The organism is Pseudomonas sp. NIBRBAC000502773 (genome assembly GCF_006517195.1).
Classification (GTDB): domain Bacteria; phylum Pseudomonadota; class Gammaproteobacteria; order Pseudomonadales; family Pseudomonadaceae; genus Aquipseudomonas; species Aquipseudomonas marginalis.
In genome coordinates, this window is the sequence record NZ_CP041189.1 from 3949065 (window position 1) to 3969586 (window position 20522).

Sequence of the window (20522 nt, forward strand, 5' to 3'; positions counted from 1 at the left end):
GGCAGGCACCGATGTGCCTCCCTGCGGCAAGATCCATAAGTGTCATTCACTCCTTGTCTGACCGTTTTTGAGCGGCAGGCTACAACCCGTAAGGAGCATTCATGCGTCATTACGAAATCATCTTTTTGGTCCACCCGGATCAAAGCGAGCAAGTCGGCGGCATGGTTGAGCGTTACACCAAGCTGATCGAAGAAGACGGCGGCAAAATCCACCGTCTGGAAGATTGGGGTCGTCGTCAACTGGCCTACGCAATCAACAATGTTCACAAGGCTCACTACGTGATGCTGAACGTTGAGTGCACTGGCAAGGCCTTGGCCGAGCTGGAAGACAACTTCCGCTACAACGATGCAGTGATCCGTAACCTGGTCATCCGTCGCGAAGAAGCCGTTACCGGCCAATCCGAGATGCTCAAGGCTGAAGAAAACCGCAGTGAGCGCCGTGAGCGTCGCGACCGTCCTGAGCACGAAGGCGCTGATAGCGCTGATAGTGATGACAGCGACAGCAGCGATAACGCTGACGAGTAATCCACGGACCTTATTAAGGAGCCTATCAAATGGCACGTTTCTTCCGTCGTCGTAAGTTTTGCCGCTTCACCGCTGAAGAAGTGAAGGAGATCGACTACAAAGATCTCAACACTCTGAAAGCCTACGTATCCGAGACCGGCAAAATCGTTCCAAGCCGTATCACCGGTACCAAAGCACGTTATCAGCGTCAGCTGGCTACCGCTATCAAGCGCGCCCGCTTCCTGGCCCTGCTGGCCTACACCGACAGCCACGGCCGCTGAGACCGGGCAGTCGACAAGTAGTAAGGGATTGAATGCATGCGCGCCTTAGCTGAGTTCATCATGCGCGGTCGTGTGCAGGCCACTCTGGTAGTGGCTGGATGTGCAGTGTTGCCGTTGTTGTTCTGGTTGGGTGCTGCCGCGGGTTGCCTTGTGCTCCTGCGGCGCGGTTCGGACGCCTTGAGCGTCCTGGGTCTGGGGTTGTTGTCAGTGTTGGTGAGCTGGCATTTCCTGCAAGACCCGACAGCGCTTCTGGTGCTGTTGGGGAGTTGCAGCCTGGCGTTGGTTTTGCGCGCCGGGCATTCCTGGAATCGCGTGCTGCTGGTCAGCGCGGCCGTGGGGTTGTTGTGTGCGGTGAGCCTGGGGACCGTCTTCGGTTCCTTCATCGAGTCGTTGGCGCAGACGTTTCAACACGTCTTGCCGCTGGTGATGGGTGAGTCTTACGAGAAGTTCTCGGCAGACCAGAAAGCAGCACTCGCTTCACTGGCAGTTCCGATGTTGATCATTTCGACAGCGGTTTCGGTGCAGGTCTTTAGTGTGTTGTGCCTGATTCTTGGGCGCTATTGGCAGGCGTTGTTGTATAACCCCGGTGGTTTCGGAAGCGAGTTTCGCGCAATCCGGATCCCCAAGCGCGTTGCGCTGTCACTGCTGGCCGTCATGTGCGTTGCCCCGTTTATCGGGTGGCACACCTTGATCCTGTTGCCGTTGTGCGGTGTACCGCTGTTCTTCGCTGGCTTGTCCCTGATTCACGGGCTGGTCGCGCAGAAAAGACTGGCCAGTTTCTGGCTGGTGGGGATCTACGTCACCGTCCTGCCGCTCATGCACTTGATCGGTCCGTTACTCGTGGTCTTGGCCATTGTCGACAGCCTGATTGATTTTCGCGGACGTTCTGCGCCGAAAGACGCCGATAACGCGAACGGTGAAGGTTAAAAGTTAGAGGATTTTCACATGCAACTGATCCTTCTGGAAAAAGTCGCCAACCTGGGCAACCTGGGCGACAAAGTGAACGTTAAGGCCGGCTACGGTCGTAACTACCTGCTGCCATACGGCAAAGCCACCGCTGCAACCGCTGCCAACCTGGCTGCGTTTGAAGAGCGTCGCGCTGAGCTGGAAAAAGCAGCAGCAGACAAGAAAGCTTCGGCCGAAACTCGCGCTGCCCAACTGGCTGAGCTGGAAGTGACTATCACTGCCACCGCCGGTGACGAAGGCAAGCTGTTCGGTTCGATCGGCACCCACGACATCGCTGATGCACTGACCGCCTCCGGCGTTGAAGTGCAGAAGAGCGAAGTTCGTCTGCCGAACGGCACCATCCGCAACGTAGGCGAATTCGACGTAGCCGTGCACCTGCACGCCGAAGTTGAAGCCACCGTACGCGTTGTCGTGGTAGCAGCTTAAGTCGCACCTAACTGACTGGCACCTCGTGTGCCGGGCAGTTAACATCGGGCACGATCCTGTTTACAGGTCGTGCCTTTTGTTTTTCTACAATCCCCTAATTCCAAGTGGCCATGAACGATATTTCAGCTCCTGAGCAATACGATCTGCAAACCGCTGCCCTGAAGGTGCCGCCGCATTCCATCGAGGCCGAACAGGCCGTGCTCGGTGGCCTGATGCTGGACAACAACGCCTGGGAACGCGTGCTGGATCAAGTCTCGGACGGTGATTTCTATCGTCATGACCACCGCCTGATCTTCCGTGCCATCGCCAAGCTGGCCGACCAGAACTCCCCAATCGACGTGGTGACCCTGGCTGAACAGCTGGACAAGGAAGGCCAGACCTCCCAGGTCGGTGGCCTGGGCTACCTGGGTGAACTGGCAAAAAACACACCGTCCGTCGCCAACATCAAGGCCTATGCCCAGATCGTTCGCGAGCGCGCCACCCTGCGCCAGTTGATCGGCATCAGCACCGAAATCGCCGACAGCGCCTTCAACCCCGAAGGCCGCACCGCCGCCGAAATCCTTGACGAAGCCGAGCGCCAGATCTTCCAGATCGCCGAGGCGCGCCCGAAAACCGGCGGCCCGGTCAGCGTCAACGACCTGTTGACCAAGGCCATCGACCGCATCGACACCTTGTTCAACACCGACAACGCCATCACCGGTATTTCCACCGGCTACACCGACCTCGACGAGAAGACCAGCGGCCTGCAGCCGTCCGACCTGATCATCGTCGCCGGCCGTCCATCCATGGGTAAGACCACCTTTGCGATGAACCTGGTGGAAAACGCCGTGTTGCGCAGCGACAAGACCGTCCTGGTGTACTCCCTCGAGATGCCAGGCGAATCGCTGATCATGCGTATGCTGTCGTCCCTCGGCCGTATCGACCAGACCAAGGTGCGTGCCGGTCGCCTGGAAGACGACGACTGGCCGCGCCTGACCTCGGCGGTCAACCTGCTCAACGACCGCAAGCTGTTTATCGATGACACCGCCGGTATCAGCCCGTCCGAGATGCGGGCACGTACCCGCCGCCTGGTACGTGAGCACGGCGACATCGCCCTGATCATGATCGACTACCTGCAACTGATGCAGATCCCGGGCTCCAGTGGCGATAACCGCACCAACGAAATTTCCGAAATCTCCCGGTCCCTCAAGGCCCTGGCCAAGGAATTCAACTGCCCGGTAGTCGCCCTGTCCCAGCTCAACCGCTCCCTGGAACAACGTCCCAACAAGCGCCCGGTGAACTCCGACCTGCGGGAATCCGGAGCGATCGAGCAGGATGCCGACGTGATCATGTTCGTGTACCGCGACGAGGTGTATCACCCCGAGACCGAGCACAAAGGCATTGCCGAGATCATTATCGGCAAGCAGCGTAACGGCCCGATCGGCTTTGTTCGCCTGGCATTCATCGGCAAATACACGCGCTTCGAGAACCTGGCGCCGGGCAGTTACAACTTCGACGACGACGAATAACCCGTCTGCTCAATTCCGACCATTACCGTCGGAATTGGTCAAAATTTGTGCTATATTCCGCGCCCGCGATTTTTCATCTCAACACCGGTCACCGTCATGCAAACAGCCAAGCCGTTATTTGACTATCCCAAGTACTGGGCCGAATGTTTCGGCCCTGCGCCATTCCTGCCGATGAGCAGGGAGGAGATGGATCAGCTTGGCTGGGATTCGTGCGACATCATCATCGTCACCGGTGATGCCTACGTGGACCACCCGTCGTTCGGCATGGCCATCATCGGCCGGCTGCTGGAGTCCCAGGGCTTCCGCGTCGGGATCATTGCGCAGCCGAACTGGCAGTCCAAAGACGACTTCATGAAACTGGGCGAGCCGAACCTGTTCTTCGGCGTCGCGGCCGGCAACATGGACTCGATGATCAACCGCTACACCGCCGACAAGAAAATCCGTTCCGACGACGCCTACACCCCTGGCGGCATGGCCGGCAAACGTCCGGACCGCGCCAGCCTGGTGTACAGCCAGCGTTGCAAGGAAGCCTACAAGAACGTGCCGATCGTACTCGGCGGCATCGAAGCATCCCTGCGCCGCATCGCCCACTACGACTACTGGCAGGACCGCGTGCGCAACTCGATCCTGATCGACGCCACCGCCGATATCCTGCTGTACGGCAACGCCGAGCGGGCCATCGTCGAAGTCGCCCAGCGCCTGTCGTGGGGCCACAAGATCGAAGACATTACCGATGTGCGCGGCACCGCGTTCATCCGTCGCGATACCCCAGCCGGCTGGTACGAAGTGGATTCCACACGTATCGACCGCCCGGGCAAGGTCGACAAGATCATCAACCCGTACGTCAACACCCAGGACACCCAGGCCTGCGCCATCGAGCAGGAAAAGGGGCCGGTCGATGATCCGGAAGAAGCCAAGGTCGTGCAGATCCTGGCCAGCCCGCGCATGACCCGCGACAAGACCGTGATCCGCCTGCCCTCGGTGGAAAAAGTCCGTGGCGACGCCGTGCTCTATGCCCACGCCAACCGCGTGTTGCACCTGGAAACCAACCCAGGCAACGCCCGCGCGCTGGTGCAGAAGCACGGCGAAGTGGACGTGTGGTTCAACCCGCCACCCATTCCGATGACCACCGAAGAAATGGACTACGTGTTCGGCATGCCGTACGCCCGTGTCCCGCACCCGGCGTACGGCAAGGAGAAAATCCCGGCCTACGACATGATCCGCTTCTCGGTGAACATCATGCGTGGCTGCTTCGGCGGCTGCACCTTCTGCTCGATCACCGAGCACGAAGGGCGGATCATCCAGAACCGTTCCGAAGAGTCGATCATTCGCGAAATCGAAGAGATCCGCGACAAGGTTCCAGGCTTCACCGGTGTGATCTCCGACCTCGGCGGCCCGACCGCGAACATGTACCGCATTGCCTGCAAGAGCCCGGAAATCGAATCCGCGTGCCGCAAGCCGTCGTGCGTGTTCCCCGGCATCTGCCCGAACCTGAACACCGACCACTCGTCGTTGATCCAGCTGTACCGCAGCGCCCGTGCATTGCCGGGGGTGAAGAAGATCCTGATCGCTTCCGGCCTGCGCTACGACCTCGCGGTCGAGTCGCCGGAATACGTCAAGGAGCTGGTCACCCACCACGTCGGTGGCTACCTCAAGATCGCCCCGGAACACACCGAGGAAGGTCCGCTCAACCAGATGATGAAGCCGGGCATCGGCAGCTATGACAAGTTCAAGCGCATGTTTGAGAAGTACACCAAGGAAGCGGGCAAGGAGCAGTACCTGATCCCGTACTTCATCGCCGCTCACCCGGGCACCACCGATGAAGACATGATGAACCTGGCCCTGTGGCTCAAGGGCAACGGCTTCCGCGCCGACCAGGTGCAGGCGTTCTACCCGTCGCCGATGGCCACTGCCACCGCGATGTATCACTCGGGCAAGAACCCGCTGCGCAAGGTCACCTACAAGAGCGACGCGGTGACCATCGTCAAGAGCGAAGAGCAGCGCCGCCTGCACAAGGCGTTCCTGCGCTATCACGACCCGAAGGGCTGGCCGATGCTGCGTGAAGCGCTGACCCGCATGGGCCGTGCCGACCTGATCGGGTCGGGCAAGGACCAACTGATCCCGCTGCACCAGCCGAGCACCGACAGCTACCAGAGCGCCCGTCGCAAGAACTCGACGCCGGCTGGCAGCCACAAGGTCGCCAAGGAAACCACCACCAGGATCCTCACCCAGCACACCGGCCTGCCGCCCCGTGGCAGCGACGGCAGCAACCCGTGGGACAAACGCGAACAAGCCAAGGCGGCGGCCCAGGCGCGTAACAAGCAGGCGGCCAAGGAACGCAGCGATGCGGCCAAGGGCAAGGGCGGCAAGCCGGCCCGCAAGCCGGTCGTGCCACGTTGATCGTAGCCTGAATATGCAAAACGCCAGCCTCGTGCTGGCGTTTTGCTTTCTGGTCGCGGGTGAGGCTGTTTGGTAAGGTGGCGCCCATTAAATCGCTATCGGGAGCAAGCCCCCTCCCACACTTGACCGTATTCGCAATCCAATGTGGGAGGGGGCTTGCCCCCGATAGCGTCAGTCCAGTTTCCACCCCTTCAAGGAAGATCACCCCATGAGCAACCCCCTGCTCAACATCGGCATGGACTCCAACCGCTCCCAGTTCATGGCGCGCCAGCGCATCGAAAGCCAGATCAACCTGCCACGGCTGTTCGCGGCCATCGACGCCGACCCCAGCATCGTCGGCGCGGGGGTGGTGTATATCGATGCTGACTTCAATGTCATTACCCTGCGCGAATTCAAGCCCATCTGCAGCATCAAGCCCAAACGCATCATTTTGCGTGAAGCGCAGAAGTACATTGCGCCAACACAGTTTGCTCAACATGTCGTGAGCAATCCTCGAGAATCGCGACTGATTGGCGAAGCCGTGAATACCGGAGTCTCCTGCTTGGGGGCGGTCATCAGTTGGGCTGCGATCGCCAGTGGAACAATTCTGGTGCCTTTCAGCGCTGGCGCCAGTTCCGTCATCGTTGTAGTGGGGTATGCGGCTGCCGGCGCAAGTACGCTTCAGTGTTTCAACGGCATTGCCCGAACAGCGCTGGAAGTCGCCAAACCTGAGGTCAAGGATTCGCTCGACAGTGAAGGCTGGTACCAGAATGCGTCCATCGTGCTGGACGCCGTATCACTGGCAGGCGTGGGCGCTTCGGCCCTGACGACGGTCAAGCTGGTCAGGGCCGCCAAAGCATCGACGGGCAAGAGCCTGCGTGATGTGCTTCGCGGTTTGAATCGCCAGGAAAGAGCCAAGCTGACGAAAGAGCTGCTGAGCATCAACCATCCCAGCTTGACCGCGAAGATGATCAAATTGAGGCAGGCGTCGGGCGAACTCACCAAGCGTTTCACCCCTACGCAGCTCAAGCACAGCACCACTACCCAGATCAAAGACGTCCTGGGCGCAAGCGTTGGGTTTGGCGGGAGTGCCTACTCCGGAAACGTCAACACCATCGCGATTGGACTGTACGAGGAGGTAAGCGAATGAGCGAATTGATGACGCTACGCGACTTTTTCAGACAATACTTTCTGACGTTTATGGGCGGCGTATTTGCTGCGTGTTTTTCTTTAGCGTTGGCTGTGGCGCTGGCGTTCATCACCTATTTTCGTGATGCGCCGATGGCTCAAGTGGGGCTCAAGATCATGTCTGCCGGGGCGCTGCTCATTCTGTTGACGGTCCATAGCAACTTTATGATTTTGCGGGGCCGACCCTCCTGGGTGTGGGTAATGGTCGGTATCTATGTCGCCTGTCTACTGTTTGTAGTTCCGATGGTTCAATTCCAGCCTCACAAAGTCCTTTATGGGTTGGCGCTGTTATTCCCATTGCTCGGATTATTGACACTTAACAGCAAGGTTCAACGAGAGATGCGCATGAAACTCGTGGGAATCCGTCGCATTCGGCAGGCGGTTAAACCAGCCGTAATCGCAAAGCGCAAAACCCGTTGATTGGGTAGATTCGCCACCCATCCTCACATTAACGCCACAAATATGTGCGGCGCCTGCACCACGACACCACCGTCGGCGCCGTTTTGGTGCTGTACTGCACCGGGTCTTACGATAAAGCGCAATGACCGCCGCTCTGGCATAAGTCTTGCGCGCTTTGTGTCCATGCCCTGGCTCGCAGGAGGCCGCCGTGTCGATTCATGTCGCGTTGCACCACGTTACGCATTACCGCTACGACCGCGCGGTCGAACTCGGCCCACAGATTGTGCGTCTGCGCCCGGCGGCCCATAGCCGCACGCGGATTTTGTCCTACGCACTCAAAGTGCTGCCCGAGCAGCACTTCATCAATTGGCAGCAGGACCCCCAGGGCAATTACCTGGCGCGTCTGGTGTTCCCGGAAAAGACCGATGAACTGCGCATCGAGGTTGACCTGGTCGCCGAGATGGCGGTGTTCAACCCGTTCGACTTTTTCCTTGAGCCCTACGCCGAAAAAATCCCCTTCAGCTACGCCGCCGATGAACAGCGCGAGCTGGCGCCGTACCTGGAAACCCTGCCGCTGACGCCGAGGTTTGCCGCCTACCTGGCGGGTATCGACCGCACGCCGCTGCCAGCCGTGGACTTCCTGGTAGGTCTCAACCAGCGCCTGGCCGCCGACATCGGCTACCTGATCCGCATGGAACCGGGGGTGCAAACCCCGGAATTCACCCTGGAAAACGCTTCCGGCTCCTGCCGTGATTCGGCCTGGCTGCTGGTGCAATTGCTGCGTAACCTCGGGTTGGCGGCGCGGTTTGTGTCCGGTTATCTGATCCAACTGACCGCCGACGTCAAAGCCCTCGACGGCCCCTCCGGCACCGAAGTCGACTTCACCGACCTGCACGCCTGGTGCGAAGTGTATTTGCCCGGTGCCGGCTGGATCGGCTTGGATGCCACCTCCGGGCTGTTCGCCGGTGAAGGGCATATACCGTTGGCCTGTAGTCCTGATCCATCGTCCGCCGCGCCGATCAGTGGGCTGGTGGAACCCTGCGAGTGCGAATTTACCCACGAGATGTCGGTGGAGCGCATCTGGGAAGCGCCACGGGTGACCAAGCCCTACACCGAAGAGCAATGGCTGGCGATCCAGGCCCTGGGCCGGCAGATCGATGGCGACCTGCTCAAGGATGATGTACGCCTGACCATGGGCGGCGAGCCGACCTTCGTCTCCATCGACGACCCTGACGGCGCCGAGTGGAACACCGCAGCCCTCGGGCCGGACAAGCGGCGCTTGTCCGCCGAGCTGTTCCAGCGCATGCGCAAGCACTACGCACCCAAGGGCCTGGTGCACTTCGGCCAGGGCAAGTGGTACCCCGGCGAGCAATTGCCGCGCTGGTCGCTTAACTGCTACTGGCGCCGTGACGGCGTGCCCATCTGGCACAACAGCGCGCTGATCGCCGATGAACAACAGGACTACGGCGCCGATGGCGTAATGGCCGGGCGCTTCCTGGCCAGCGTCGCCGAGCGCCTGAAGTTGCCGGCGCGCTTTGTATTCCCGGCCTTCGAAGACAACTTCTACTACCTGTGGCGCGAAGGTGCGTTGCCGCAAAACGTCACTGCCCAGGACCCGCGTTTGAGTGACGAGCTGGAGCGCGAACGCTTGCGCAAGGTGTTCAGCCAGGGCCTGGATAAAGTCATCGGGCAGGTACTGCCGCTGGCGCGTACGGCGGCCAATGACCGCTGGCAGAGCGGGCGCTGGTACCTGCGCGATAACCATTGCCGCCTGGTGCCGGGGGATTCGCCGCTGGGCTATCGCCTGCCGTTGGCCTCGCAGCCGTGGGTGACGGCGGCGGAGTATCCGTTCGTGCACCCCACCGACCCTAACCAGGATCAGCCGGAACTGCCGACCAGTGCGCAACTGCAAAGCCATGGCGAACCCGCGCCGAGCGACGAGCGAGTGCCCGAGGTCGACGAGTCCGCCGACTGGCTGACCCGCACCGCCCTGTGTGCCGAAGCGCGGGAAGGGCGCCTGTACCTGTTTATGCCGCCCCTGGAACGCGTCGAGGATTACCTGGAACTGGTGGCCGCCATCGAAGCCACCGCCGAGGAACTGCACTGCCCGGTGCTGCTGGAAGGCTACGAACCACCGTTCGATATGCGCCTGAGCAACTTCCGCGTCACGCCGGATCCGGGGGTGATCGAGGTCAACGTACAGCCGTCCGCGACCTGGGACGAGTTGGTGGAACGCACCGAATTCCTCTACGAGGAGGCGCGGCAAACCCGGCTGACCACCGAGAAGTTCATGATCGACGGCCGCCACACCGGCACCGGCGGCGGCAACCACTTTGTGCTGGGGGGCGCGACGCCCAAGGACTCGCCGTTCCTGCGCCGGCCCGACCTGCTGCGCAGCCTGATCAGCTATTGGCATAACCACCCCTCGCTGTCTTACCTGTTTTCCGGCCTGTTTATCGGCCCGACCTCCCAGGCACCGCGGGTGGACGAAGCTCGCAACGACGCGCTGTATGAGCTGGAAATCGCCTTTGCGCAAATGCCGCAGCCGGGTGAAGAATGCCCGCCGTGGTTGGTGGATCGCCTCCTGCGCAACCTGTTGATCGACGTGACGGGCAATACCCACCGCGCCGAATTCTGTATCGACAAACTCTACTCGCCCGACGGTGCCACGGGCCGCCTGGGCCTTCTCGAGTTGCGGGCCTTTGAAATGCCGCCCCACGCACGCATGAGCCTGACCCAGCAATTGCTGCTGCGGGCCTTGGTCGCGCGCTTCTGGCGTGAACCCTATGCGCCGCCGAAACTGGCGCGCTGGGGCACCGAACTGCATGACCGCTTCCTGTTGCCGCACTTTATCGAGCAGGACTTTGCCGATGTGATCGTCGAGTTGAACGCCGCCGGTTACCCATTGCGGGCCGAATGGTTCGCCGCGCACCTGGAGTTCCGCTTCCCCAAGGTGGGCGATTACGCCGTCAGCGGGATCGAGCTGGAACTGCGCCAGGCCCTGGAGCCTTGGCATGTACTGGGCGAAGAGGGCGCGGTGGGCGGCACGGTGCGCTATGTGGATTCGTCCCTGGAGCGCTTGCAGGTGAAGGTGAGCGGGCTGCCGCCGCAACGCTACCTGCTGACCTGCAATGGCATCCCGGTGCCGCTGCAACCGACCGGGCGCATCGGTGAGTTCGTCGCCGGCGTGCGTTACCGCGCCTGGCAACCGGCCAACTGCCTGCAACCGACCATCCCGGTGCATGCGCCGCTGGTGTTTGACCTGCTGGACACCTGGATGCAACGCTCCCTGGGCGGCTGCCAGTACCATGTTGCGCATCCGGGCGGGCGTAACTACGACAGCTTGCCGGTAAACGCCAATGAGGCGGAGAGCCGGCGCATGGCGCGGTTTTTCCGTCTCGGCCACACGCCTGGCAAGCTCACTGTGCCGAGTGTTGTGATCAATGACGAATTGCCGATGACCCTGGATCTGCGGCGTCACCCCAATAAGAATGACTAAAAGCGATCCAGATGTGTGAGGGAGCTTGCTCCCTCCCACATTAGATTGCAGTGAATTTGAATTAAACTGAGCCCCTTTGCCTCTGCCGAGCGTTCCATGCCCGACTTGCTCGACCAATACCCGCTGACCGCGGGTACTTATCACGAACTGCTGGACGACAGTGGCGCAGTACGCGCCCATTGGCAGCGCTTGCTCGATCACCTGCAACGCAGCACACCCGCGCAACTGGCCCAGCGCCAGGCGCTGCTGACAAGGCAGATCCAGGAAAACGGCGTCACCTATAACGTCTACGCCGACCCCAAGGGCGCCGATCGCCCGTGGGAACTGGACCTGCTGCCCCATGTGCTGGCGGCCGATGAATGGCAGCAGCTGTCAGCCGGTATCGCCCAGCGTGGGCGCCTGCTCAACGCGGTGCTGGCGGACCTCTACGGGCCGCAACGCTTGATCAAGGAAGGCCTGCTACCGGCCGAACTGGTGTTTGGGCATAACAATTTCCTCTGGCCGTGCCAGGGCATCCAACCGCCTGATGGTGCGTTTCTGCACCTGTATGCCGTGGACCTGGCGCGTACCCCGGATGGTCGCTGGTGGGTCACTGCCGACCGTACCCAGGCGCCTTCGGGCGCCGGTTATGCGTTGGAAAACCGCACCATCGTGTCCCGCGCCTTCCCGGACCTGTACCGTGATCTGCAGGTGCAGCACCTCACCGGTTTCTTCCGCACGCTCCAGGAAACCCTGGCCCGCCAGGCGCCGAGCGACGACCAGCCACCGCTGATCGTGCTGCTCACCCCTGGGCGTTTCAACGAGAGCTATTTCGAACACCTGTACCTCGCGCGCCAGCTCGGCTACCCGCTGGTGGAAGGCGGCGACCTCACGGTGCGCGACAGCACGGTGTTCCTGAAAACCCTCAGTGGCCTGCGCCGGGTGCACGCGATCATGCGTCGCCTCGACGACGACTTCTGCGACCCGCTGGAGCTGCGCACCGACTCCGCCCTCGGCGTACCCGGCCTGCTCGACGCCGCGCGCCAGGGCAATGTACTGGTGGCCAATGCCCTGGGCAGCGGCGTGCTGGAATCCCCCGGTTTGCTCGGCTTTCTGCCCAGGATCAACCAGTTCCTGTTTGGCGAAGAGTTGATCCTGCCGTCCATCGCCACCTGGTGGTGCGGTGAGGCGCCGGTGCTCGCCGAGGCCTTGGAGAAACTGCCGGAACTGCTGATCAAACCGGCGTTTCCGTCGCAAAGTTTTGCCCCGGTATTCGGTCGCGACTTGAACGACGAGCAACGCCAGGCCCTGGCCGAACGCATGCGCGCGCGGCCTTACGCCTACGTCGCCCAGGAGCTGGCGCAACTGTCCCAGGCACCGGTGTGGCACACCGTGGAGGATCACCTGCAACACCGCGCCATCGGCATGCGCGTGTATGCCGTGGCCAGCGCGGAGGGCTACCGCGTACTGCCCGGCGGCCTGACCCGCGTGGCGGCCGACGCCGATGCCGAAGTGGTATCGATGCAGCGCGGCGGCGCCAGCAAGGACACCTGGGTGCTGGGCGAACGTGCCAGCAGTGGCGAGCATTGGCGTGCCCAGCGTGCGATTGGTGCACACGACCTGGTGCGCCGCGACCCTTATCTGCCGTCCCGCGTGGTGGAAAACCTGTTCTGGTTCGGCCGCTACTGCGAACGCTGCGACGACAGCGCACGCTGGCTGCGCATCGTGCTGGCGCGCTATGTCGACGGCGACGACCCCCTGGCCTTGCAGGCGGCGGTCGAGTTGGGTGAAAACCTGCGCCTGCTGCCGGAGGAGGGCGAATTGCCCGAGCGTTTGCAGGCGGCCTTGCTCGGCGATGACTGGCCGTCGAGCCTGCGCGCCAACCTGCAACGCTTGCAGTGGGCGGCGTCCCAGGTGCGCGGCAAGCTGTCCCGTGAGAACTGGCAGGCCCTGGTGGAGTTGCAGCGCGAAGCCCTGGAGCTGGAGAGCGAAAGCCCGGATTTTGGTGAGTTGCTGGACTTTCTCAACCGCCTGGTGATGTCTCTGGCGGCGCTGTCCGGGTTTGCCCTCGACGACATGACCCGCGACGAGGGCTGGCGCTTCCTGATGATGGGCCGGCGCATCGAGCGTCTGCAATTTCTCAGCAGCAGCCTGGCGGCATTCCTGCGCGGCGTGGCGGTGTTCGATCAAGCGGGCCTGGAGTGGTTGCTGGAGCTCGGCAACAGCAGCATCACCTACCGCTCGCGCTACCTGGCGGTGCCGCAGTTGATCCCGGTACTCGACCTGCTGCTGCTGGACGAGCAGAACCCCCACGCGGTGCTGTTCCAGCTGAAACTGGTGAGCCGTACCCTGCGCCGCCTCAACGATGATTTCGGTGTGCCACGGGAGACCGGGCTGGCGCCGTTGGTGGAGCGCCTGGCGCGTTTCGACCTGGCTTGCCTGGAGAACCCGTTGTTTGGCGAATCCAGCGTGCGTGCCGCACTGGAAGGCTTGGCCGACCTGCTGCAGGCGGTCGCCGATGAGAGTGGGCAAGTGTCGGATCGTCTGGCTTTGCGCCACTTTGCCCATGTGGATGATGTCAGTCAGCAAACGGTGTCGGTGTGATGAGTGCGCGCTACCAGATTTTCCACGATACCCATTACCACTACGACAGCCCGGTGTCCCTGGCCCAGCAGCTCGCGCATTTATGGCCGAGGCCGTGCGCCTGGCAGCGTTGCAGCGACCAGCAACTGGATATCAGCCCGCCGCCGTCCGCACGCCGGGATGAGCTGGACGTGTTCGGCAACCCGATCACCCGCCTGGCGTTCGAGCGGCCCCATGATGAATTACTGGTGAACGCCGGGCTGACCGTGGAAGTGCTGGCGCGGCCGGTGCTGGATTTCCAGCAGTCGCCCGCCTGGGACCAGACCCGCGACAGCCTGACCTACAGCAGCCAGCCGCTTTCGCTCGAGTTGATCGAAGCCTGTCGCTATCGCTTCGAATCGCCCTACGTGCACTTGAAGAAAACCTTCGTCGAATTTTCCAAAAGCTGTTTTCCTCCTGGCAAACCGTTGCTGCTGGGTGTGCAGGCGCTGATGGAAAAGATCTTCAGTGAATTCACCTTCGATGCCGAAGCCACCCAGGTCGCCACGCCACTGGTGGAAGTGCTGGAGCGCCGCCGCGGCGTGTGCCAGGACTTCGCCCACCTGATGCTCGCCTGCTTGCGCTCGCGCGGCCTGGCGGCGCGTTACATCAGCGGCTACCTGCTCACCCAGCCACCGCCCGGCCAGCCACGGCTGATCGGCGCCGATGCCTCCCACGCGTGGGTCTCGGTGTATTGCCCGGTATCGGGCTGGGTGGATTTCGATCCGACGAACAATGTGCAGCCGGCACTGGAGCACATCACCCTGGCCTGGGGCCGGGATTTCTCCGATGTGTCGCCGTTGCGGGGGGTGATTCTGGGGGGAGGGAGCCATGACCCGGAGGTGCGGGTGACGGTGATGCCGCTGGAATAACAGGGGAGCGTGGTGAGCCGGGGTGGCCTGCTCACCACAACGAAAATTATTCAGCTGGATCTTTTGGTGTTTCAGTCTCGTCGTTCGTTACTTCACCATCAGCATCCGGGTTGAGTGCGCCGGCTTCTTCATCTACCGCGGCTTTCTTGCGTTGCAGCTTTTCCTCTTTCTTCTGTTCCTTGGCCAAGTCTCTCTGACGTTTGGCGAAGGAGTAATTAGGTTTGGCCATGGGCGATCCTCTAGGGTCGAAGGTGAGGGTGGCGGCGCGCAGCTGCCTTGGGACGACATGGTAGCAGCTTCAAGGGGCGCTTGGCCTTCACTTACCGCAGGCGTACGCGGCCAGGAGGCCATTGAACAGTTGGTTGAGGTGCATGGCTCGGGCTCCAGTGGGTGATGGGCCGATCATAGACAGCCTGCGGCACTTTGGCTGGTTGATTGTGTCGATAAGTCTGATAGCCTAAAGTTGTATACAATCTGTTGATTCAGGTCATAAGCATTTCTGCCTGCCTCAGGCACCCTTGTCGCATTACGCGTTGTTTAAACCCTGCCTTGGAGATTCACATGTTTGCCAAACTCGTTGCTGTTTCCCTGCTGACTCTGGCCAGCGGCCAGTTGCTTGCTGCAGAGTGCAAGGTCACCGTCGACTCCACTGACCAGATGTCCTTCAACACCAAGGAAATCACGATCGACAAGAGCTGCAAGACGTTCACTGTCGAGCTGACTCACTCCGGCAGCCTGCCGAAAAACGTCATGGGTCATAACTGGGTGCTGACCAGCGCCGCCAACATGCAGCCGGTTGCCACTGATGGCATGGCTGCTGGCATCGACAAGAACTACCTGAAAGAGGGTGACGATCGCATCATCGCCCACACCAAGATCATTGGTGCCGGCGAGAAGGATTCGGTGACCTTCGATGTCTCGAAACTGGCGGCCGGTACGGATTACGCGTTCTTCTGCTCGTTCCCAGGCCACATCTCGATGATGAAGGGCACTGTGGTCCTGAAGTAAGACCGCGTTATCGTTCATCGGGGGCTTGCCCCCGATGACTGCCTGCCAATCAACACACCACTATCTGGCTCACCTCAAGGCGCAAACGGCATCACCCGCTTGTGCTCGGTCTTGCGGTACGTCTCGCAGATGATCCGGAACGCTTCCTCCCGCACCGGCTCACCGTGCAGGAACGCATCGATCTCGGCATAGGTCACGCCATGTGACGCTTCATCCGGTTTGCCTGGCGACAGGTCTTCCAGATCGGCCGTCGGCACCTTCTCCACCAACGACTCCGGCGCACCAAAGAACCGTGCAATCGCGCGCACCTGGTTTTTCACCAGGCCGCTCAACGGCGCCAGGTCGCAGGCGCCATCACCGAACTTGGTGAAAAAACCCATCACCGCTTCCGCCGCATGGTCGGTACCGATCACCAGGCCGCTGGCCGCGCCGGCGATGGTGTACTGCGCCACCATGCGCATGCGCGCCTTGGTGTTGCCGAGCACGAAGTCGCGGGACACCGCCGCCTTGCCTTCAAACGCCGCCACTTCATTGGCCAGGGCTTTCACCGCCGGGCCGATGTTCACGGTGTGGCGCTCGTCCGGGTCGATAAAGTCCACCGAGGCCTGGGCATCGATTTCATCGAACTGGGTTTCGTAGGGCAGGCGCACGGCGATAAAGCGGTAGGCCTCGTCACCGGTGCGGGAGCGCAATTCCTGCATCGCGCGTTGGGCCAAGAGGCCGGCAGTCAGGGAGTCGACGCCGCCGCTGATGCCCAGCACCAACGTCTTGAGCCCGGAATTGCGCAGGCAGTCCTGGATAAACGCCACGCGCCGGGCAACCTCGGCCTCGAGGGCGGCCTGGTCCTTGAACGGTGCTTGGACCTTGAGCTGTTCAGCAATCTCACGCTGTACGGCTTGCATGATTCACTCCTTGCTAGAGATGGCAGGTACTTTGAAAACATGACGCAAATAGGCGACAAAATTCGGGTCGGTGCAGTGGGTCTTGCCCGCTTCATCGGAGATCTTCGCGACGGGCTGGCCATTGCAGGCGGTCATTTTAAGCACGATGCTCATCGGTTCCACCCCTGGAATATCGCAGGTCAGGTTGGTGCCGATGCCGAAGCTCACATTAATGCGACCACGCAGCGCGCGGAATATTTCCAAGGCCTTGGGCAACGACAGGCTGTCGGAGAACACCAGGGTCTTGCTCATCGGCTCGATGCCCAGCTTGTGGTAGTGGGCTATGGCTTTTTCGGCCCACTGCACCGGGTCGCCGGAGTCGTGGCGCAGGCCGTCGAACAGCTTGGCGAAGTACAAGTCGAAGTCGCCGAGGAAGGCATCGGTGGTGATGCAATCGGTCAGGGCGATACCCAGCAGGCCACGGTATTCGCGGACCCAACAGTCGAGGGCGGCGATCTGGCTGTCGATCAGGCGCGGGCCGAGTTGCTGGTGGGCCATGATCCATTCATGGGCCATGGTGCCCAGTGGCTTCATATCGAACTCGCGGGCCAGGTGCACGTTGCTGGTGCCGACAAAACGCCCGGGGAAGTCATGTTTGAGCACGCTGACCACCTCTTCCTGCACGCGGTACGAGAAGCGTCGGCGCGTGCCGAAGTCGGCCACTTGCAGCTCGGCCAGCTCGTCGCTGCTGGCGTTGGCCGTCAGCCAGTCGAACTTGCGGTACAGCTGCTCGCGGGCCTGTTCGAGGATCACCGTCTGGTAACGGTAGCGGTTGCGCACTTCGCTGACGATCGCCAGCATCGGCACTTCAAACAGAATCACATGCAGCCACGGCCCGCGCAGGCGGATAAACAACTCACCGTTCTCGATGCCGGTCTGCACATAGCGCAGGTTGAAGCGAAACAGCCCGAGAAAGCGCAAAAAATCCGGCTTCATAAAGCTGATGCGTTCCAGGAACCCCAGTTGGTCGGGGCTCAGGCTCAGCTCGGCGAGGCGCTCGATCTGGTAGCGGATCTCCGCCAGGTACGGGCGCAGGTCTTCGCTGTTGCGGCAACGAAACTCCCATTCAACTTCCACGTTGGGGTAGTTGTGCAGCACCGCCTGCATCATGGTCAGCTTGTAGAAGTCGGTGTCGAGCAAGTTCTGCACGATGCGATCGGCAAACACACTCTCGCTCATAACGGGAATCTCCAGACAGGTCGGGCGATGGGCGCCGACCTTTACGCACAATTAAGGAAGGGGGCTAGTGGCGCATAGACCTGTGGGGTTTTGCCAGTGTTTTTTTCGGTTAGGCCACTTGCCCCCGATAGCGGTATTCCAGGCGCTAAATAACCTGCTCCATCATCCACTTCACGAACTCCCGCACCTTGGGCACCTCCGCCGCGTGTTCCGGGAAGGCCAGGTAATAAGCGTCGTGGCTGGGCATTGCATGCTGCCAGGGGATCACCAGCTTGCCGTCGGCCAGTTCTTCCTCCACCAGAAAGCGCGGCAACAACGCCACGCCGCAACCGACCTGCGCCGCACGAATGCACATATAAAAGGTGTCGAAACGCGGCCCGTGGTAGCTGTGTTCGGTGTGATAACCCTGGTCGGCAAACCAGTCGTGCCAGCCCTGGGGGCGCGAGGCGTTTTGCAGCAGCACCAGGTCGCTCAGTTGCGTGGGATCGGTGAACGGCTGCGCCGGCAGGCTTTCCGGGGCGCACACCGGCACCAGCTCTTCGCTGAACAGTTTCAGGCTCTCGGTGCCGGGGCGCGAGCCCTGGCCGAAGTAGAAGGCCATGTCGGCCTTGCCTTGCAGCAGTTCGTCCGGCTCCTGTTCGTTGCACAGGTCCAGGTGGATCTGCGGGTGGCGCAGGCGCCAGCCCTTGAGGCGCGGCACCAGCCAGCGCGCGCCAAAGGTGTAGGGGGTGGATACGCGCAACACTTCGGTCTCGCCGCCATAGGAGCGCAGGTAGTGGGTGGACATCTCCACCTGCGTGAGGATCTTGCGTACTTCCACCAGGTACAGGTCACCTGCCGGAGTCATCTGCAAGCGGCGGCGTACGCGGCGGAACAGCAGGTGCTGGAGTAATTCCTCCAACTGCGCGACCTGTTTGCTCACTGCGCTTTGCGTGAGGTTCAGCTCCTCGGCGGCGCGGGTGAAGCTCAGGTGGCGGGTGGCGGCCTCGAAACACTGCAGGGCGGTGATCGAGGGCAAATGTCTTTTGTTCAGCACGGCATGCCTCTTTTTATTCTTTGCATGAATAAACGGAATGATATCTCGCCTAATCGTCGTTTGTTGGCAAGTCTTGGGCCAGCTACAAATAAGGCTTGGATCGCCGTGCGTGCCGCGGTGCGATTTTTTGTTCGAAGATTAAAGGAGTGACCCATGGTTGCCGCATTGCTTGATCGTCTCGGGGTAAACCCGGCGCTGTACCAGGCGGGTAAACAACCCGTGCATTCGCCCATTGATGGCAGCCGTATCGGCAGTGTGCACTGGGAAGGTGCCGCCGAGGTGGAGCAACAGGTCAGTCGCGCCGAGCATGCATTCGAGGCCTGGCGCAACGTGCCGGCACCCCGTCGCGGCGAGTTGGTGCGCCAGTTCGGCGATGTACTGCGCCAATACAAGGCCGATCTGGGCGAGCTGGTGTCCTGGGAAGCCGGCAAGATCACCCAGGAAGGTCTGGGTGAAGTGCAGGAAATGATCGACATCTGCGACTTCGCCGTGGGCCTGTCGCGCCAGTTGTACGGCTTGACCATCGCCTCCGAGCGCCCAGGCCACCATATGCGTGAAACCTGGCACCCGCTGGGCGTGGTCGGGGTGATCAGCGCTTTCAACTTCCCGGTGGCCGTGTGGGCGTGGAACACCACACTGGCGCTGGTGTGCGGTAACGCAGTGATCTGGAAACCGTCGGAAAAGACCCCGCTCACCGCCCTGGCGTGCCAGGCGCTGTTCGAGCGTGTGCTGAAGAATTTCAAGGACGCGCCGCAGTACCTGAGCCAGGTCATCATCGGCGGCCGCGATGCCGGCGCTGCGCTGGTGGATGACCCGCGCGTGGCCCTGATCAGCGCCACCGGCAGCACCCGCATGGGCCGCGAAGTGGCGCCGAAAGTCGCCGCGCGGTTTGCCCGCAGCATCCTCGAACTGGGCGGCAACAACGCCATGATCCTCGGCCCGAGCGCCGACCTGGACATGGCCGTGCGCGCCATCCTGTTCAGCGCCGTCGGCACCGCCGGCCAGCGCTGCACCACCCTGCGCCGCCTGATCGCCCACGAGTCGGTCAAGGAAGAAATCGTCACCCGCCTCAAGGCCGCCTATTCCAAAGTGCGCATCGGCCACCCGCTGGAGGGCAACCTGATTGGCCCGCTGATCGACAAGCATGGCTTCGAGGCTATGCAGGACGCCCTGGAGCAGGCCTTGAGTGAAGGCGGCAAGGTGTTCGGCGGCAAGCGCCAGCTGGAAGACAAGTTCCCCAACGCCTACTACGTGTCGCCGGCCATTGTTGAAATGCCTGAGCAGAGCGATGTGGTGTGCACCGAAACCTTTGCGCCGATTCTGTATGTCGTCGGCTACAAGGACTTCGCCGAAGCCCTGCGCCTCAACAACGCCGTGCCCCAAGGCCTGTCGTCGTGCATCTTCACCACTGACGTGCGCGAGGCTGAGCAATTCATGTCGGCAGTGGGCAGCGACTGCGGGATCGCCAACGTCAACATCGGCCCGAGTGGTGCGGAAATCGGCGGCGCGTTTGGCGGTGAGAAAGAGACCGGCGGCGGGCGTGAGTCGGGTTCGGATGCATGGCGCGGGTACATGCGCCGCCAGACCAACACGGTGAACTACTCGCTGGAGTTGCCGCTGGCCCAAGGCATCACCTTCGACTGACCTCCTCAAGACGGAATGCGGTCACATGTGGGAGGGGGCTTGCCCCCGAAAGCGGTGGGTCAGCTGCACATCTGTTGATTGACACACTGCGA

Annotated in this window: 17 protein-coding genes; 13 read left to right on the plus strand and 4 right to left on the minus strand. The window is 61.6% G+C overall.

Translation table 11 applies throughout. The features are described from left to right. Nucleotides 1–101: 101 nt before the first annotated feature. The 11 genes from rpsF (at nucleotide 102) to NIBR502773_RS18165 (ending at nucleotide 14622) form a co-directional block, all read left to right on the plus strand. The gene (gene rpsF / locus NIBR502773_RS18115) at nucleotides 102–524 is read left to right on the plus strand and encodes a 30S ribosomal protein S6 (RefSeq protein WP_003171371.1); all 423 of its coding nucleotides are present in this window, start codon (nucleotides 102–104) and stop codon (nucleotides 522–524) included. A 29-nt stretch (nucleotides 525–553) separates the two neighbouring features. Next, on the plus strand, nucleotides 554–784 hold the full coding sequence (gene rpsR, locus NIBR502773_RS18120; RefSeq protein ID WP_003171373.1) for a 30S ribosomal protein S18: 231 nt from the start codon (nucleotides 554–556) through the stop codon (nucleotides 782–784). A gap of 36 nt (nucleotides 785–820) precedes the next feature. Continuing rightward, nucleotides 821–1711, plus strand: coding sequence for a hypothetical protein (locus NIBR502773_RS18125; protein WP_141156604.1), 891 nt, complete (start codon nucleotides 821–823; stop codon nucleotides 1709–1711). Nucleotides 1712–1729: 18 nt separating this feature from the next. Further along, nucleotides 1730–2176 carry a 50S ribosomal protein L9 gene (gene rplI / locus NIBR502773_RS18130; RefSeq protein ID WP_003171376.1) on the plus strand — a complete coding sequence of 149 codons (447 nt, stop codon included), beginning with the start codon at nucleotides 1730–1732 and terminating at the stop codon, nucleotides 2174–2176. Between the two features lie 110 nt (nucleotides 2177–2286). Then, nucleotides 2287–3684: a replicative DNA helicase gene (gene dnaB / locus NIBR502773_RS18135; RefSeq protein WP_065940881.1), complete on the plus strand. Its 1398-nt coding sequence runs from the start codon at nucleotides 2287–2289 to the stop codon at nucleotides 3682–3684. Nucleotides 3685–3780: 96 nt separating this feature from the next. After that, nucleotides 3781–6084, plus strand: a complete 2304-nt coding sequence (locus NIBR502773_RS18140) for a YgiQ family radical SAM protein (protein WP_141156605.1) — start codon at nucleotides 3781–3783, stop codon at nucleotides 6082–6084. Nucleotides 6085–6292: 208 nt separating this feature from the next. Then, the gene (locus NIBR502773_RS18145; protein ID WP_141156606.1) at nucleotides 6293–7213 is read left to right on the plus strand and encodes an NAD synthetase; all 921 of its coding nucleotides are present in this window, start codon (nucleotides 6293–6295) and stop codon (nucleotides 7211–7213) included. Continuing rightward, nucleotides 7210–7671, plus strand: coding sequence for a hypothetical protein (locus NIBR502773_RS18150; RefSeq protein WP_098480476.1), 462 nt, complete (start codon nucleotides 7210–7212; stop codon nucleotides 7669–7671). The genes NIBR502773_RS18145 and NIBR502773_RS18150 overlap by 4 nt, the downstream gene beginning before the upstream one ends. 187 nt (nucleotides 7672–7858) lie before the next feature. Continuing rightward, entirely contained in the window at nucleotides 7859–11149 is a 3291-nt protein-coding gene (locus NIBR502773_RS18155; protein ID WP_074848597.1) for a DUF2126 domain-containing protein, read from the plus strand. 96 nt (nucleotides 11150–11245) lie between these two features. Beyond that, on the plus strand, nucleotides 11246–13732 hold the full coding sequence (locus NIBR502773_RS18160; RefSeq protein WP_141156607.1) for a circularly permuted type 2 ATP-grasp protein: 2487 nt from the start codon (nucleotides 11246–11248) through the stop codon (nucleotides 13730–13732). Continuing rightward, nucleotides 13732–14622: a transglutaminase family protein gene (locus tag NIBR502773_RS18165; protein WP_141156608.1), complete on the plus strand. Its 891-nt coding sequence runs from the start codon at nucleotides 13732–13734 to the stop codon at nucleotides 14620–14622. The genes NIBR502773_RS18160 and NIBR502773_RS18165 overlap by 1 nt, the downstream gene beginning before the upstream one ends. 46 nt (nucleotides 14623–14668) lie before the next feature. Here NIBR502773_RS18165 and NIBR502773_RS18170 read toward each other — a convergent pair whose 3' ends face one another. Then, nucleotides 14669–14851, minus strand: coding sequence for a hypothetical protein (locus NIBR502773_RS18170; protein WP_027607695.1), 183 nt, complete (start codon nucleotides 14849–14851; stop codon nucleotides 14669–14671). Nucleotides 14852–15183: 332 nt separating this feature from the next. On the opposite strand from NIBR502773_RS18170, the gene azu reads away from it, so the two are divergent. Continuing rightward, nucleotides 15184–15630, plus strand: a complete 447-nt coding sequence (gene azu, locus NIBR502773_RS18175; protein ID WP_027607696.1) for an azurin — start codon at nucleotides 15184–15186, stop codon at nucleotides 15628–15630. A gap of 74 nt (nucleotides 15631–15704) precedes the next feature. Here the strand turns inward: azu and nadE are convergent, their stop codons facing one another. The 3 genes from nadE to NIBR502773_RS18190 form a co-directional block, all read right to left on the minus strand. Further along, entirely contained in the window at nucleotides 15705–16532 is an 828-nt protein-coding gene (gene nadE, locus NIBR502773_RS18180; protein ID WP_027607697.1) for an ammonia-dependent NAD(+) synthetase, read from the minus strand. Between the two features lie 3 nt (nucleotides 16533–16535). Beyond that, nucleotides 16536–17750: a nicotinate phosphoribosyltransferase gene (gene pncB, locus NIBR502773_RS18185; RefSeq protein WP_065947132.1), complete on the minus strand. Its 1215-nt coding sequence runs from the start codon at nucleotides 17748–17750 to the stop codon at nucleotides 16536–16538. Between the two features lie 145 nt (nucleotides 17751–17895). Continuing rightward, on the minus strand, nucleotides 17896–18786 hold the full coding sequence (locus tag NIBR502773_RS18190; RefSeq protein ID WP_092358962.1) for a LysR family transcriptional regulator: 891 nt from the start codon (nucleotides 18784–18786) through the stop codon (nucleotides 17896–17898). A gap of 153 nt (nucleotides 18787–18939) precedes the next feature. Between NIBR502773_RS18190 and NIBR502773_RS18195 the strand changes: the two genes are divergently transcribed. Further along, nucleotides 18940–20430: an aldehyde dehydrogenase family protein gene (locus NIBR502773_RS18195; protein ID WP_141156609.1), complete on the plus strand. Its 1491-nt coding sequence runs from the start codon at nucleotides 18940–18942 to the stop codon at nucleotides 20428–20430. The last annotated feature ends 92 nt before the right edge of the window (nucleotides 20431–20522 follow it).